The organism is Phycicoccus duodecadis, assembly GCF_002846495.1.
GTDB lineage: Bacteria > Actinomycetota > Actinomycetes > Actinomycetales > Dermatophilaceae > Phycicoccus > Phycicoccus duodecadis.
Genome location: NZ_PJNE01000001.1, coordinates 1,602,328 through 1,617,063 on the forward strand (window position 1 = coordinate 1,602,328; position 14,736 = coordinate 1,617,063).

Below are 14,736 nucleotides of genomic sequence, written 5' to 3' on the forward strand. Positions count from 1 at the left end.
GTCAAGCCGTCCTATTGACGTCGCCGAGGGTCTCGGCGATCCGGGTGCCGGCTGCAGCCAACGAGCGCGTGGCAGCGGTGAGCATCATCACGAGCTCCTCGTCCGGCCCATGTGCGAGCGTCGCCCGGATGCGGTTGACGTCCTCGTACAGATCGGCGACCTGACGCGCCTTGGCCTTCAGTGCCCAAGGAAGCTCCTTGCGGCCGACGCCGAGAGTCTCCGTCCAGGCGACAGTGTCGATGGCACGCACGTCACGCCGCCCGACCCTCGCCGGACGCCGTCGCCTTCGGGGCGGCCTTGCCAGGTGCGTGCATGGAGTCCGCGCGGAACGACCACGCGATCCGGGGACGGTTGCCGTTGTCATCGATGTACGCCAGGGCTGTAAGGCCGGAGAACTCCACGGGCGTGAACGGCGAGGTGCTGTCGTTCGCCGGCGGCACCGGCTGCACCTTGGCGAGGAACTTGATGCTCACGGTCTTGGACTTCTTGGGCGCCTCCGGATCGGCATCGAGCACGTCGACGGACCAGATGAGCTCACCCGTTTCCTTGTCGACCTGCTGCACCTTGGCGTCACGTGTTGACTGGTCGAAGTCCAGCACCGCCGTTACGGGCGAGACGATGAACGCACCATGAGGGAACACCTCGTGGTGCGAGATCTTGAAGCGTCGTGCGATGGCCATGGTCGTTTCCCCTCTTAGGAATCTGGATAGCCGAATCGGCTACGACCAGCAGACCGTTATCCACAGCACGCCGGTACCGCCTCGCGGGACGTCTCGGGACGTCCTACATTCGAGGAGACGTCCGAAACGTCCGGGGGAGGGGTCATGACCAACGACAGGCTCAGGAGCGCTCTCGCGTCTGCGTCGATAACGACGGCCGAGCTCGGCGAGCGCCTCCAGGTCGACGCCAAGACCGTTGATCGCTGGATCGCGAACGGGCGCATCCCGCATCGTTCGAACCGGCAGCGAGTCGCCGCGGTGTTGGCGCAGGACGAGGACTACTTGTGGCCGGACGCAGTGAGCGACTCGCAGGCCTCAGCAGCGAGCCGCGCTGAGGTGGTCACCGTATATCCGACTCGGGGGTCAATCCCTACTTCGTTGTGGCACAGCCTATTTGACAACGCCTCCGAATCCATCGATGTCTTGGCGTTCGCTGCCAGCTTCTTGCACGACACGATGCCGGACGTCGACGAACTACTTGTCGCCAAGGCTCGCTCTGGAGTTCGAGTACGCCTGGCCTTCGGCGACCCCAACTGCGAAGCCGTCCGCATTCGTGGCATCGAAGAGGGCATTGGCGAGTCACTCGCAGAACGGTGCCGACTGACTTGGAAGTACCTCGATCCAATCCTCGCTGAGCCGGAAGTCTCGGTGCGAGCTCACTCGACGACGCTCTACTGCTCGATGTTCCGCTTCGACAACGACCTCTTGGCAAACCACCACCTCTTAGGCGCGCCCGCGAATCACTCGCCGGTTGTGCACATGCGCCGACTCGTGGGTGGTCGGCTCTTCGACCATCACGTCAAGTCCTTCGAACGCGTCTGGTCGGAGGCGTCCGAGGCGCCACGCTGATGGTCGCGCTGCGGCGCCCAACGGTGCCGCCGATCTTCGCTATCGGACTGCGGCAAATCCGGACGTTTCCCTGGCAGTGACCAATTGGGTCAGGAGTCGTAGAGAACCACGAAGGCCTCGCCTCCATGCGCCTGGATCTGGCCGGCCAACCGCTGCCCCGCTCGGTCCTCTCTGTAGGGAGGTAGTCTCCGCGCTTCATCCGCGGCCCCTCGGAGTGGTTGCGGTGACGTTCGGTGCGGCGCGCTTGGGTGAACGGGCTGAAGGCGAGTCAGTCCCAGGTCTCGCCAGTTGCCTGCTCGTAGTAAGAGTCCCGTGGAGTGGTGGGCTTTGAGGTCGTCGATGCCTACCGGTCGCCTTCGGTGAGGGCGACGGTTCCAGTGTCGTCCTTTGCGCCGATCTTGGCCATGGATTCTTCGGAGAGGTAGCGGCGTTCGTCGGTGGCCCATTCGTCGTGGGTGTCGGCCAGGACGGCTCCGATGAGGCGGATGACGGCGGCTTCGTTGGGGAAGATGCCCACGACGCGGGAGCGGCGTTTGATCTCCTTGTTCAGCCGCTCCAGGGGGTTGGTGGACCAGATCTTGCGCCAGTGCTCGCGGGGGAACGCGGCGAAGGCGAGGACCTCGGCTTTGGCGTCGTCCATCAAGGGGCCGATCTTGGGGTAGCGGGCGGCGAGCTCGTCGCGGACCTTGTCCCACTGCTTGCTCATCGGTGCGAGGCTGGGTTGGGCGAAGATCGTGCGGAAGACCGCGGCGACCATCTCGGACTCGCCCTTGGCCACGTGGGCCAGGACGTTGCGGATGAAGTGGACCCGGCACCGCTGATGCGAGCTGCCCTGCAGGGCACGGGAGATGGCCGCGGTCAGGCCGGCGTGCTGGTCGGAGATCACGAGCTTGACCCCGGTCAGGCCGCGCTTCTTCAGCGAGGTCAGGAAACCGCGCCAGAAGACCTCGTCCTCGCTGTCGCCGACGTCCAGGCCCAGGATCTCCCGCCGGCCCTCGCTGGTGACGCCGGTGGCCACGACGACGGCCTTGGAGGTGACCATGGCCTGCTCGGTGCGCACGTGCAGGTACGTCGCGTCGAGGTACACATAGGGGAACTCGACATGGTCCAGGCGGCGGGTGCGGAACGCCCGGACCGTCTCATCCAGCCCGGCACAGATGCGGGACACCTCGCTCTTGGAGATCCCCGACCCACCGAGAGCGACCACCAGGTCGTCCACGGAGCGGGTCGAGACGCCGTGGACGTAGGCCTCCATGACCACCGCGTACAACGCCTGGTCGATCCGCCGGCGTGGCTCCAGGATGCTCGGGAAGAACGAGCCCGCGCGCAGCTTGGGGATCGCCAGCTGGACGTCCCCGGCATGGGTGGTCAACAGCCGCGGCCGGGACCCGTTGCGTTCGGTGGTGCGGGACTCGGACCGTTCGTAGCGGCCGGCGCCGACCGCGGCCGCCGCCTCGGTCTCGATCAGCTCCTGCATCGCCACCCGGACGCATTCACGGATGAAATCGGTGCCCTCGCCGGTGCGGAACACCTCGAACAGCTCGGACACGGCAGACTGGGACAAGGCCATCGGTGAGGTCTCCTTCGATGCGTGCTTGGCGGTACACATCGAGAATCTCGCCGGTGGCCCCCTTCACTCAGGACGCCGCGCCGTCACCCCAAACCCCACCACTCCACGGGGCGCTGTCTGCTCGTAGCTCTCACGGAACGTGTCGAGCTTCTGCTGGTCCTCGTCGTCTTCGACTCCGTGCTCCTGAAGCCACTTGAGATCCACCATGTCCTCCACCGAGAGGCTGTTGAGCCATAGCGCCCCCTCCTCGGTCCATCCCTCGTCGGGGATGTTCCTCCTTCCCATGTGCTTAGCTCCCCGCCGTCGAATGTGCTTGCCAGTCCGCTACTCGGACCTCCGAGCACCTGAATGTCCGCCGCATGCCCGGCTACTTCTTTTCGCTCTTGAGCTTCTGGATCTTCTCGAGAAGGCTGGCCTTCTCGTTCAGCCGCTTGGCCTCCGCGCGAAGTTCCCGGGGTGTCTTGTTCTTTGCACCAGGTGTACGTGCCATGCTCGGCTCCTAAAAGATTGATTTGGGTTAGATCAATCTTATCCAAGCCGCCTGGGGGGCGTCTGGTGAACGATGAAGCTGGGCAGGCGTGCTCATGGTGGTGGCGGCCACCATTGCGTGCGACAGTCCCACATCCGTGTGTTCCGTCATCAGCGGTGGTCAGTCACCGCGGCGCGCGATGCGCTCGGCCCCAACCGACTGCTGCTAGCTACTGCGCCCGGTTCCAAAGCCCAGTACCAGCGAGCGTCGAGATGGTCTGGCGCTCCAAAGCCGCCGCTGCCGCCTTGTCCGTGCAGGTTGCCCAGCGGATTTCAAGGTCAGCGCGGGTCAGCGCGCGCGATGCCCAGGCCCGGGTTCGAGCGGGGCTCCCGGCTCGTACCTCCGCGAGCCTTTGGTCCAACCAGTTTGCATCGGCCAGAGCACGGTCCATGGCTGCCTCGCCAAGGCCGGAAACAGCTGCCTTGCCGGACAGGTAGACGCGCAAACGACCGCGTAGCCCGCGGCCGCTGCGCTCACCGGCCATTCCCACGTAGACGACCTGACCGCTGTGCTTCTCACGAGCCATGTACACACCTGGAACCGTTGGCGCGCCAGCCACCGACTCGATGAGCGGGGCCCACGCAGACCAGTCGGCCAAGTCGTCGGTCATCTTCGGCAGAGTCACGAGGTCGGCCGCGGCCAGACCTCGCACAGCACCTCGGCGAGTTTCACCGAGCGCAGCGCGATGTCGTCCTCGGACCAGGCATCGACGTGATTATCAACAATGTCGCGGCTTAGGAGCAGGACGCTGTACTTGTTGAGGAGGGAACGCTTCCCGAGGCCCTTGTTCTCGCCGGTCGTCTTCAGCGGGGCCGTATCGGAGTCGGTCCACGGACGGTGCGACAGGGTGCCGTTGAGGTCCGAGGTGACGAGCGTGAGGTTGCCAAGGGTGTTGACAAGCCTGTCACGGTCCGCGGCCTCTTCGGGCGAGAGTTTGGGCTCGGGATCCCAGTGGCTCCGCCATCCCTGTGGCATGACGTGCTCGACCGAGAGCTTCGGGGGGACCGTGACTGCCTCGTGGCGATGGGTCCGCATCTGCAGCTCGAGGGCCTCAAGGACGACCCGGAGCCGTGCTTGGCGCACATTCCCGTACAGCTTGATGCCGGGAAGACCTGTGATCATGTCGTCGTCGCTGGGCCACGTTCGGGCGTCCGAGGTTTGGTTGGCAAGGTAGTCCCTGACCGTAGCGCCGACCTCTTCGACTGAGACTGGGTCGAGGGCCGCCAGAATAGCGACCATCATCTTGTTGACGTCCTTCATCGTGCTGCGTAGCAGGGTGCGGCGGATAACCCAACTCTCCAGGGCCCCCAGTGCAACAGCGATCTGGTCGTCGGGGACCTTGTGATTCTCCGAGAGCATCCACAGAAGAAGCGGGGTCGTGGATGCCAGCTCCAGTGACTCGACCACTCGGCCGTAGAACCTGCCTTGGACCGTGTCACGGGAGAGTTGGGCGAAGCCGCGGAACGTGTTCGCGTCTCGCCGCAGCTCGGCGAGGAGCCCCTCGGCGTCCCCCGCGGTCGTCATCAGCGGCTTGGCGTAGGCGACGAACTCGCGAAACACCTCATCGGTCAGTACGTCGTCACGGCGGCGCATGGTGAGCCAGTACTGCAAGAAGATGTCGATACGGGACCGCAGGTGACGGCCTTGAGTGATCTCGTCCCGCCACCAGGTGTCGTCAAAATCGGCCCAGTACTTCTCTGGCCAGGAGTCGACGTCGGCGTGGACCCTCTCGCCCACCTGGAAGATCCAGTTCTTGATGAGGTCTGCCTTGAGCAGCGGGGTGCCGCGGTCGTTGAGGGTCTCGAAGATGACCTGGTCGTCGTCGTGGCCGGTCAGGTTGATCGCGACTACGTAAAGCCGAGACTGAACGACGTCGGCCAGGGCTACAACGCGGTCCTTCTCGTCGCCGGCCGCTTCCTCGCCCTCCTCGACGACGCCGGCGAGCCATTCATCGACCTCGGTCCGGAAGTACTCGTGGGCTTCCACGATCAGGTGGTCACCGGTATGCGAACCGGTGTTGTCCATGGCGAGCTCGAAGGCGGCTCGGTCAGATCGTGACGGCCACAACTTGAACCGCTCCGGCCGTCCAGCGAAGCGCTTGGCTTGGTTGAGGATCAGCTCCTCGATCGCTTCGGCCTCGACCTCGTGCCCCCGGCTCAGTATCGCCTCGTGAACGGCGTCGAGCATGATCTGCAGCGTTGTGCTGCGCTGTTGGCCATCGATCACGGACTGCCTCGTGACGTCACCCGCAGTCGCGGACTTCAGTTTGAACACCACGGCACCGAGGAAGTGACCGCCGACCGCCTCCAAAGCGGCCTCGTCCCCTCCCGCGCCGATGACCTTCTCGGCCACTCGACGAATGTCCTGCCACAGCGGTTGCCACTGGTCCTCAAGCGTCCAGACGTATGGCCGTTGGAACGCCGGGATCTCGTAGTGCACGGTCGTACCGAACAGTTCACGCGGGTTGAGCGCGTCCGCCTTCATGGGTTCCCTTCGGGTTCGTCTCCGAATGCAGACTAGATGCCCGCGTGCCGCCCCTAGTCGCTCAACTGCGGGACTGGGGTGAACATCTCACACGTCTCACTCGGTTGAAATTCAGTTCGAGGACGCCCAGGGCCGAGTGGGAGCCTGAGCTCACTCGGCGAGTCTGAGCGGATCGAGGTGAACGCCTCCTCGAGTTCTTTCGCTCCCGGTGGGCTGGCTGCGTTCAAGAGCCACCGGCCTTCAAAGGTATCGCCGCACCCGTTGACCGTTTCGTCGACGGCATCCTCGCCCCTCGGCGCTCGGCAGATGAGGCCGCCACCCGTCCGGGGTTGCGCCTCCAGAGCAGGCTCCCACTATGAGCCACTGGCTGTCGCGGAAGGGGTTGGCTTTGCCGGCATTGGATCAATGTCCGAGTGGCTTCCGGTAAGCACCCCGATCTGAAGCGCGATCGCGGCCAGCGCGAGAGCGAGGCCGCCGATTGAGTAGAACCAGGTGAGCTTGTCATCTGAGTGCATCTCCTTCCGACGGCTGATCAATCTCACGAAACCGGCCGTCTCGTACTCGCTGCCTGCGGTGATGGCGGCGGTCATGCCGGCGCGGGGGAGCGCCTTCTTGATCTCGTTCTCGATCTCCGTTCCGTGGGCGACGGACGCCTTGAGAAGAGGGTGATACCAGACTCGATCGACAAAATAGAACGCGTACCAGAGGAGGAGTCCGATCATGATGACGAGGGCACCGAGGGAGAACCACCCCACTCGCGTGCCGTCCTTCGCGGCAACACCAGCCGCTCCGATTGCGAAGGTGGCAACGGTCAGGGCTAGGCCACGGATTCGCCATTCGATGTCGTTGAAGTGCATCTGTACATCGACGCTCTGCTTCCACATGTCGACGTAGTAGCCCACTTGCTGGTCGAGGGTGAGGCTAGTTGCCGGTTCCGTTGTGGCGTCTCCCTTGTCTGGCGGAGGTGTTCCGCCCCCGTCAACCCTGGGCTCCGAGGCACTCATCGACTGCCGACCAGAGGCCAACCGAAAACGGGGAGGACCTCGGAGATGCCATCACGCAACACCAGCGTCGGTACGACGACGCCGTTCGACCTCGCCAGGGCTGCTTCAGCCGCCACGTCTGCGTCGCTCCAATGCGTGAGCCTTCTCAAGAGGTCGTACTCCGGACGATTCTGTACCTGCCCGTAAGCTGCGTGGATATCAAGCACTCCAGCACCCTGCGCCATAGCGATGTCCTTCATAAGACTGTCGCCCAAGTAGGCCGCGTCAACGGGACTGCACCGCTGGCCATGAAGGATGGTGTTCAAGACCTCACGATTGGGCTTGAGGACGCCGAGATCGACGTGCAGGTGCTCCGTCTTCTGCAGACCGTACCCCCCTTGATACCGCCCGGTTCTGAGACCAGCGATGTCGACGCCCGCGGCGATGTCGTGGTCAGGTGACGAGTAGAGCGTGTCGATGACCCCGTCCAGGCCAGTGTGCCGAATCCGCCACTCGCTCCAGTACGCCCCGGACTCGGTGTAGGCCACGATCCTGACGCCGGCCCGCTTGAGCGCGCGAAGTGTCTCGTCGACTCCTGGATAGAGAGAAGTGGCGGCCTTCCGACGCGAGTTCTGGGCGTGAAGCGCGGCATCGAACACATCGAACGGATCGCGCCCAGAGGCGAACTCGACCAGCGCCGGGACCTCACGCACGAGATTGGAGTACTCGGTGGTGCCGCGACCCTGATGCACCGCTTTGATCTGCTCTTCGAGGAGCGAGCGGTCGATACCGCTGATTGCGACAAGACCGTCAACGAGTGCCGTGAACGACTGGTACCACGCCTCGAACCAGTCCCACAGTGTGTTGTCGAGGTCGGTGATGAGCAACCGACGTGCGTCCATGTTGTTCACCGTAGAGGGTGGGACCGACATCAGGTGGCCGGCGGCGTCTCCCATACCCAGATGCGACCCGGGGGCCAACGTTCCCCGTCGCACAAGAGGATGACCCTAGGTGGTACGGCTCTGGGGGCGGCTACAGGCCGTACAGCTTCAGCGCGACGTGGTTGACGATGAGGCGGCCGCCGGCCTTGTCGAAGGCGAAGTGGATTCGCCCGACCTCGTTTGGCTTCACGGCGTCAGCCACCTTTACGTGGGGGGTCTGGTCTCGGCGCTGACCTTCGTAGTCGAAGTAGCGCAACGCCTTCGACTTCTCGATGGTGTCGTCGGCGGTGGAGACGTTGAGGCCGAATGCCGTCTTGAACCACTCATCCACGTAGCCCATTTTGACTGGTTCACCCCCGTAGAGCTCATGTGCTGCCTGTGCAAGTGAGGTGAGCGCCTCCGTCATGTCATCAGGGTGGGGGTAGGAGATCTTCTTCCAAGAACGTTCGGCGGCCTCCGTGAAAACAATCCGCGACTCGCTGGCGTCGGTGAGAGCGAGGAAGGTGTCCGTTGGGTCGCCTCCTGCGACGAGGTCTGGGATCTTCTCCCAGAGGTCGACTTCGCCCTCGGTCTCGCTCTCGCCCTCGTACTGCCCCAGATATTGCCCCTTCCAGTAGTCCAGCTGCAGCTGAAGGTCCTCAACGGAGCGAGACCGATCCTGCAGTTCAGTGACTTCGGTGGCGAAAGCCTCGGCCAGAGCGTTGGTTTGCTCGACTTCGGCCTCGAGCAGGTCGACCTTCATCTCCAGGGCGTCGCGTTGACCAGCAATGTCTGCTGCCTCTTGGGCAAGGCGAAGGCGCTCGTCCGCGTCCCTTCGGGCCGAGCCTTGCGCTGCCTTCCGCGCCTGTCGCCAACCATTGTCGATGCCGCGAGCCAAGGCCGAGACAGGCGCTAGTCGCGGCATAAGTGCGTCACGCAGCACCTCTCGGTCAGAACTCTCGATCTGGGTAGAAGGAACCGACGGCCCAGGGACGTCCAGTTCCGACCAGACGAGTCGAGCGCCCCCGAACGGCACGACCAGTCCCGGAACCGCGCGCGTGAGCGCCTCCCTCGAAGCGTGGTTGAGCGTCACTACATGGGTGAGGCCGATGAGCTTGCGGGACGCGATGTAGGCCGCATCCCTTGAGGCGAGACTGCGCATATGGACCAGAAGCACGGGCAGCCTCCCTGGTGACCGGAGGGTCAAGACCAGATCGTTGACCTCCTCGAGGTCACGCACTGTGGCAAACCGCGGCTCGATGCGCTGCCCAGCGATGCTGAGTACTAGGCCACCGTCCTCTGCTACGTCCCGAACGATGCCTGGCTGGAACACTGGCGTGGCGCGGACTGGACTCAGTGCCCCCGATGGGTATTCGCGGCTCATCCCTACGCGGAGCGCAGCTCTATTTGCCTGTTCACAGACCGTGATTCTGGTGGTCAGCTCAACCCCTGAGTCCAAAGGGTGCTGCACAGAGACCCGAAGCGCGCGATCGGCCTGCACACCCAGGACCTCCCACGAGGCGGAGCGCTCGATGTCTGAGGGTGACCCAGAACCGGCCGGGGGCAGAACAGCTGCACCTGAAGACGCAAGCTCCGCTTCGCTGACCGTGGCGGTCGATCCACGGCTCAACCATCGAGCGACGTGCCCAAGGAGGGACTCGTACGCCGACCGCCCCGCCGTTGCCTGCTCGACATCGAACTCGACAACGTAGAGAAGATGCACCGCCCACCCCCACCTCGTAGTGACTCTGCCCCAGTGTGTCAGCCTGAAGTGACGGCAGGAGCCCTTCGACTGCGATTCGGCGTAAGGCCCCTGCACGCCGAGGCACAATCATCCGCTCTGGGCGAGCCTCGGCAGCCAGCCATCCGCGCCAGCATCGAGGCTCGCGGACATGGCGCGCTAAGGTCGCCGCATGGGGAGAATCGACTACGTCGACGACCCGGGAGCACCTGACGCCAACAGCGTCGTGCCCTCTGTGGTGGCCATCGTGCGTGACGACGTTGGTCGAGTCTTGCTGATTCACAAGACGGATAACAACTTGTGGGCGCTGCCCGGTGGTGGTCATGAGATCGGGGAGTCGATCGTCGACACCGTCGTTCGCGAGGTCAAGGAAGAGACTGGCTACGACGTCGAGGTGGAGAGCATCACCGGGACCTACACGAATCCCCGCCATGTCATGGCGTACGAGGACGGCGAGGTGCGTCAGCAATTCTCGATCGCGTTTCGCGCCCGACTCGTCGGCGGCGAGGCTCAAACCAGCAGTGAGAGCAGTGAGGTTGTGTGGGTGCGCCCTCAGGAGATCGGCGCCCTGGACATGCACCCGTCGATGCGGATGCGGATCGAACACGCTCTCGAGAAGCGCAGCACGCCGTACCTAGGCTGACAGCACGCTCTGTGCGCGTTCGCAGCAGGCCTCGAGGTACGCCCGCGACCTGAGCACCGCGCGATGCACTGGGTCACCACCGGGGTACCGAGCCACGATCTCGTCCAATCGCGCGCTCACGGCCACCAACTCACCTGTCGGCGAGACGGTCAGGTCGGCCAGGATCAATGCATCCAACAGCCCCTGCTCGGGCCGGGGAATGGCTGCCAGCTCACGCGCCAGGCCTCGCTCTTCCGCCTCGTACTCAGCCCCAGTGTGGAAGGCGACAAGCGACACCACCACGGCGTCAGCTCCAAGACCGGCGAGGTACGTCGCCCCGTCGAGGGCGTGCAGACCCGAATCGCGTGCCATCGGTGCGTAGCCAACGTCGTGCAGCCAGGCCGCGCTCACCACCGGGTCGTCATCCACTCCCGACGGTGAGACCGCGATGGCTCGCGCGGCCACCCCCTGAACATGGCGCCACCGGTCGGGGTGAGACCTCGCCAGGCACCCCTCAGCGAGCCGCTTAGCGTCTTCTGTCCTCACGAGGCTCAACGGTACGTGCCGGATCGTCACTCACGCCGCCGTAGGCCTGTGCTCATCGCTCACGACGCGGGAGCCGGGCGGCCAGCCACGACTGAGTCGCCCCAGGGGCGAGCCACAGTCAGGTCGATGGGCTTCACCTCGACGGTTCGGCCGGTCGTGGGCGCGTGGATGATGTTGCCTTCCCCGTCGTAGAGGCCGACGTGGTGGAAGAAGCCTGGCCGATCACGAGGGTCGTGGAAGAACAGGAGGTCTCCGGCCCGGAGCTGGCTGAGCGGCACCCGAGTCACCGCCGCGGCCTGGTCGCTGGCCACGCGAGGCAGCGTGACTCCCGTGGCTTGGAACCAGACGTACCGCGTAAAGCTCGAGCAGTCGAACCCAACCGTGGACGCCCCCTTGCCGAACCCCATCCCTGGACCGTTCAACGTGCCGCCGCCCCACGAGTACGGAATGCCCAACTGGGTCAGGGCGACCTCAACCACCTTCGAGCCCTCGCCGGCGCCAACGGCGGCCGCGCACTCAGCGCCGGAGACGCTGGGGCTCCCCGCCAGCTGACGAGCGAGACCTTCCCACTTGGCGTAGGCATCGGGGAACGCACTCACCTGCACCGCTTGGGCGGCCCGAGTCACGGACAGGTTGAGATAGTCCGGAATGGATAGCAGACCCGGCTGCCCTCCTCGCCCGCCGGTGAAGAACATCTCGGACGAGGTCGCCGGGTCGAGTCGCTCTGCCCGACTTCCCCAGGCGTCGCGCTGCTGGAACAGCCCGATGGAGTCGCGGTCGCCGTAGGGCAGGTTGCGGAGCGTCGACTCCTGCAGCGCCGCGCTCAAGGCGATGACCCACCCCTTCGACGCCACGCCGAGCGCCCGACCAACCGCAACGATCGTCTGAGCGTTGGCCAGCTGCTCGGCATCCAACGAACCGATATCGACAGGCGCTGGGCGCGCCACGACACCGCAGCCGAACGAGGCGTTCTCCTGATGCCCGCTTGAGTCGCCCGCGAACAGCGTTGACGTGAAGACCCCTATCGACAGAGCACCGATGAGCAGGACGGGCAGGACGACCACGAGCACTCGGCGGAGGGCACGCCAGAGACGTATCTTCAGTTCAGCGGCCGCGAGTGCCGTCACAGGGTCCATGACTCAGCTCCTCCCCGCCAGCCTCATGTCCAGCTCTTCGGGTTCGATGCCATCGACCCGCCACCCCGCCGACGTCCGCTCCAGCCGGACCAGCACCGCCCCACCGTCTGTCGGCACCCGGACTAGCGAGCTGGCCTCGCTGCGCTCGAGAACCTCGGTGTCCCCGACGACGCGAGATGCGGGCACCGCCGCGGAGGAAGCGGCATCCAAGACCGACGCGAAGCGAGCTGTCGACATGGCCTGGCAGCTTGCCCGCCACGCCTCAACGTCGGCATCGGGTCTGGCCCACATGCGCACGAAATCGGTTGCAACAGCCTCGGGCGACTCGCGGACCCCGGGGGTGCCACTTGACGTCGATGATGTGGACGTCGCCATCGGCGACCGCGAGGGCGAGGGAGCACCGGACACCGTGACTGTTACCTCGTGCAGTCCCGCCTGTGAGTCCACAACCTCCGATCCTCCTGAGATGCGGCCCAGCCCGGTAACGAGCATCGCGGCGCCCAACAGCGTGGCGGTCAAATTGCGCCAGGACCACAGAGGCCATCGCCACCACCCGGCCTCACGACTGCCGGTCATGACGCATCACCGGCCTGGTCGTCCGACTCGACCCCGCGATGCAGCATGGCGCCGGTACGAGGGTCGTAGACGAAGTAGGCCAGGCCGTCATCCGTGAGCTCCGAGTTGCCGTCGTGTGCCGGTCCGGTCGAACGGTGACCACCGCGATCCAGGGACTCGGTCAGGATCTGCCCTGTCAGCACGCTGTGGCTACTGCGGGGAACGTCAAGCAGGGGAGGCATCGTGCAAGGCTCGCGACCGTCCTTGGATGCAACCGTCGGTGCGGAACTGCGCCACTCGCTGGAACCCTCATATCGTTGCCCAGAGCGGCTTGCGTCAGGCCTGACGTCCGACGAGACCGGGAGGGCGGCCCGCGTCATCGGCACTCTCCGGTCGACGCGTGACTGGGGCGATACTGACGTGCGACTCAGACCTCTGTCGCTCGTCACGTCCCAGACCACCTGCGCCCGGGCGAACGTCTCGGCTCGAGGCGAAGCCTCAGCAGCCCGCTGACCCCCGCCCTCCGTCGGAACTGTGGCTTCGGGAGCCTCGGCCTGGGTGTCCTCGATGGCCTTCTTCGTGCCGTCGTTGACTCCTTGACGGGTCACCACGTAGCGCGTGAGCTGGCGGCCGAGGTGACGGCGCCGCATCCGTCTACCCGAGTGCCCGAGAATGCGGGTGAACGAGAGCAGGGGTGCCATCAGCACGAACGCCGCCAGCGTGATGACTAGGCATAGGACGAGCACCATGACCCCCATGCCGATGTCGTCCGCCGTGCTCAACACCGCCGAGATCGCCGCTGTGTAGACGACTGATCCTGCCGAGAAGGCGACGACGTTGACGACGGCAGCCCCACCCATGTTGGCCATCTGCTTGACCACACCTGACAGCGGAGCGAATACCCCGATGACTGCCGCCGCCGGTAGGAACATGACAAGGAGCCGGAGCATGACCAGACCCGCCAGAAGGAAGACGTCGGCGACGAGCCGGAACAGGTCGACGAACACGGCGCCGAACAGTGCCATCAGTCCGGTGCCCATCCGCCCGCCGGCCTTGCCCTGCAGGATGGCGTAGGTGGCGGGGTCTTGCTCGGCGATCTCGTCGGCCGTCTCCTTCCACTGCTCGGCCTTCTCCTCGTTGAGCTGGTTTATCGCTTCCGGGGTGGAAGCCGATTCCGCCTCCGACCAGCTGACCGCGCTGGCCTGGAACAGGGCCGATCCCCAGCGGTCGGCTGCGAACGAGTCGGAGGATCCGAGCTGCCCGCGCAGCCATGCGTCGTAGAGGACGCGGTCGACCGTGAGCGCGCCTTGCGCTCGGGCACTGGACTCGCCGGGCGTGGTCGACGCATCGACCCCGGCCGTACGGGCCTGCATCGACCCGATGGTCGAGGTGATGGTGTCGTCGAAGAAGCCACTGGCGCGCGAGGGGTACTGCGTGATCGCTGCCACGACGGCGAGGACCAGCGCAGCCCAGGCTGCACCCGCGACGACGGCCGGAAAGTGGGCCCGCATCGCCTGGAACAGCAGCAGCGCGCCGACGCCCAAGACGGCAACGGTGCCCCAGGGGCTCCAGATCGAGTCGTGCAGTCGGGAGGTCACCGTCTCGACGACGTCGTCGAGCGGGCCCATGTACGAGGCCGGGTCCGCCACCTTGTTGTGCAGACCGTTCGTGGCCGCGGTCAGCCACACCGCACACGACAGGAGGACGTTGCCGATCATGGTGTCCGTCGCGGCCGCGGGGTCGCGAACTGATCCCCCGCACCCCAGGTCGTAGGTGTGCCAGGTGAGGCCGGCGTAGCCGTACTGCTCATAGACGCTCGTCCCAGCGTTCTGGGCGAACGGGTCGGCCACCGCCGGCAACGGCTTCGGCGCCGGGTCCAACGCACCCGGCAGGCCCATTCCCGGCCGCTCCGGGATCGGCGCGTCCTTGCAGTCGGGAACACCCGGGATGCCGGGAAGGGACCGGACGATCGATACCCCACCCTGCGGCGCCGCAACTCCGCTCGGAGCAGCAACAACAGTGGCCACTCCGAGACCCGCGGCGGTCACGAGAAGCACCAGGGCTCTGATGCGCGACCTCATG

Annotated in this window: 15 protein-coding genes; 2 read left to right on the forward strand and 13 right to left on the reverse strand. The window is 65.4% G+C overall.

Translation table 11 applies throughout. The annotated features are described in order from the left end of the window. Position 1: 1 nt before the first annotated feature. Together ATL31_RS07410 and ATL31_RS07415 are read right to left on the reverse strand one after the other, a co-directional pair. Entirely contained in the window at positions 2-250 is a 249-nt protein-coding gene (locus ATL31_RS07410) for a hypothetical protein (protein WP_101395208.1), read from the reverse strand. Position 251: 1 nt separating this feature from the next. Next, complete coding sequence (locus ATL31_RS07415) at positions 252-680, reverse strand: plasmid replication, integration and excision activator (protein WP_101395209.1); 429 nt, start codon at positions 678-680, stop codon at positions 252-254. 144 nt (positions 681-824) lie between these two features. Between ATL31_RS07415 and ATL31_RS07420 the strand changes: the two genes are divergently transcribed. Continuing rightward, positions 825-1,568 carry an XRE family transcriptional regulator gene (locus ATL31_RS07420; protein WP_101395210.1) on the forward strand — a complete coding sequence of 248 codons (744 nt, stop codon included), beginning with the start codon at positions 825-827 and terminating at the stop codon, positions 1,566-1,568. A gap of 343 nt (positions 1,569-1,911) precedes the next feature. Here ATL31_RS07420 and ATL31_RS07425 read toward each other — a convergent pair whose 3' ends face one another. The 8 genes from ATL31_RS07425 to ATL31_RS07455 all read right to left on the reverse strand — a co-directional run bounded on the left by ATL31_RS07425 (position 1,912) and on the right by ATL31_RS07455 (position 9,294). Next, a complete protein-coding gene (locus tag ATL31_RS07425) occupies positions 1,912-3,138 on the reverse strand; it encodes an IS256 family transposase (RefSeq protein ID WP_101395211.1) in 1,227 nt (408 codons plus the stop codon). Positions 3,139-3,201: 63 nt separating this feature from the next. After that, on the reverse strand, positions 3,202-3,423 hold the full coding sequence (locus ATL31_RS07430) for a hypothetical protein (protein ID WP_101395212.1): 222 nt from the start codon (positions 3,421-3,423) through the stop codon (positions 3,202-3,204). A gap of 82 nt (positions 3,424-3,505) precedes the next feature. Continuing rightward, entirely contained in the window at positions 3,506-3,628 is a 123-nt protein-coding gene (locus ATL31_RS17080; RefSeq protein ID WP_281256260.1) for a hypothetical protein, read from the reverse strand. A gap of 208 nt (positions 3,629-3,836) precedes the next feature. After that, positions 3,837-4,277, reverse strand: a complete 441-nt coding sequence (locus tag ATL31_RS07435) for a GIY-YIG nuclease family protein (protein WP_211283980.1) — start codon at positions 4,275-4,277, stop codon at positions 3,837-3,839. A gap of 11 nt (positions 4,278-4,288) precedes the next feature. Further along, positions 4,289-6,151 carry a DUF262 domain-containing protein gene (locus tag ATL31_RS07440; RefSeq protein WP_101395213.1) on the reverse strand — a complete coding sequence of 621 codons (1,863 nt, stop codon included), beginning with the start codon at positions 6,149-6,151 and terminating at the stop codon, positions 4,289-4,291. Positions 6,152-6,504: 353 nt separating this feature from the next. Next, positions 6,505-7,155 (reverse strand): hypothetical protein, encoded by a 651-nt coding sequence (locus tag ATL31_RS07445; protein ID WP_211283981.1) that lies wholly within the window; start codon positions 7,153-7,155, stop codon positions 6,505-6,507. Continuing rightward, complete coding sequence (locus ATL31_RS07450) at positions 7,152-8,090, reverse strand: HAD family hydrolase (RefSeq protein WP_211283982.1); 939 nt, start codon at positions 8,088-8,090, stop codon at positions 7,152-7,154. Before ATL31_RS07450 ends, ATL31_RS07445 begins: the two co-directional genes overlap by 4 nt. A gap of 76 nt (positions 8,091-8,166) precedes the next feature. Next, on the reverse strand, positions 8,167-9,294 hold the full coding sequence (locus ATL31_RS07455) for a hypothetical protein (protein ID WP_101395215.1): 1,128 nt from the start codon (positions 9,292-9,294) through the stop codon (positions 8,167-8,169). A gap of 673 nt (positions 9,295-9,967) precedes the next feature. Between ATL31_RS07455 and ATL31_RS07460 the strand changes: the two genes are divergently transcribed. Further along, complete coding sequence (locus ATL31_RS07460; RefSeq protein WP_101395216.1) at positions 9,968-10,438, forward strand: NUDIX hydrolase; 471 nt, start codon at positions 9,968-9,970, stop codon at positions 10,436-10,438. Here ATL31_RS07460 and ATL31_RS07465 read toward each other — a convergent pair. From ATL31_RS07465 to ATL31_RS07480, 3 genes are all read right to left on the reverse strand, one after another. Further along, positions 10,430-10,882 (reverse strand): HD domain-containing protein, encoded by a 453-nt coding sequence (locus ATL31_RS07465; protein ID WP_211283983.1) that lies wholly within the window; start codon positions 10,880-10,882, stop codon positions 10,430-10,432. The two genes, ATL31_RS07460 and ATL31_RS07465, sit on opposite strands and share 9 nt — an antisense overlap. A gap of 140 nt (positions 10,883-11,022) precedes the next feature. Next, complete coding sequence (locus ATL31_RS07470) at positions 11,023-12,099, reverse strand: C40 family peptidase (RefSeq protein ID WP_101395217.1); 1,077 nt, start codon at positions 12,097-12,099, stop codon at positions 11,023-11,025. A 572-nt stretch (positions 12,100-12,671) separates the two neighbouring features. Then, positions 12,672-14,735, reverse strand: a complete 2,064-nt coding sequence (locus ATL31_RS07480) for a type IV secretion system protein (RefSeq protein ID WP_143598352.1) — start codon at positions 14,733-14,735, stop codon at positions 12,672-12,674. Position 14,736 lies beyond the last annotated feature (1 nt).

Excerpts from the sequence above, each read along its gene's own strand:
- ATL31_RS07415 (WP_101395209.1), bottom strand. The coding sequence starts at position 680 with ATGGCCATCGCACGACGCTTCAAGATCTCGCACCACGAGGTGTTCCCT.
- ATL31_RS07420 (WP_101395210.1), top strand. The coding sequence starts at position 825 with ATGACCAACGACAGGCTCAGGAGCGCTCTCGCGTCTGCGTCGATAACG.
- ATL31_RS07425 (WP_101395211.1), bottom strand. The coding sequence starts at position 3,138 with ATGGCCTTGTCCCAGTCTGCCGTGTCCGAGCTGTTCGAGGTGTTCCGC.
- ATL31_RS07430 (WP_101395212.1), bottom strand. The coding sequence starts at position 3,423 with ATGGGAAGGAGGAACATCCCCGACGAGGGATGGACCGAGGAGGGGGCG.
- ATL31_RS17080 (WP_281256260.1), bottom strand. The coding sequence starts at position 3,628 with ATGGCACGTACACCTGGTGCAAAGAACAAGACACCCCGGGAACTTCGC.
- ATL31_RS07435 (WP_211283980.1), bottom strand. The coding sequence starts at position 4,277 with ATGACCGACGACTTGGCCGACTGGTCTGCGTGGGCCCCGCTCATCGAG.
- ATL31_RS07440 (WP_101395213.1), bottom strand. The coding sequence starts at position 6,151 with ATGAAGGCGGACGCGCTCAACCCGCGTGAACTGTTCGGTACGACCGTG.
- ATL31_RS07445 (WP_211283981.1), bottom strand. The coding sequence starts at position 7,155 with ATGAGTGCCTCGGAGCCCAGGGTTGACGGGGGCGGAACACCTCCGCCA.
- ATL31_RS07450 (WP_211283982.1), bottom strand. The coding sequence starts at position 8,090 with ATGGGAGACGCCGCCGGCCACCTGATGTCGGTCCCACCCTCTACGGTG.
- ATL31_RS07460 (WP_101395216.1), top strand. The coding sequence starts at position 9,968 with ATGGGGAGAATCGACTACGTCGACGACCCGGGAGCACCTGACGCCAAC.
- ATL31_RS07470 (WP_101395217.1), bottom strand. The coding sequence starts at position 12,099 with ATGGACCCTGTGACGGCACTCGCGGCCGCTGAACTGAAGATACGTCTC.
- ATL31_RS07480 (WP_143598352.1), bottom strand. The coding sequence starts at position 14,735 with ATGAGGTCGCGCATCAGAGCCCTGGTGCTTCTCGTGACCGCCGCGGGT.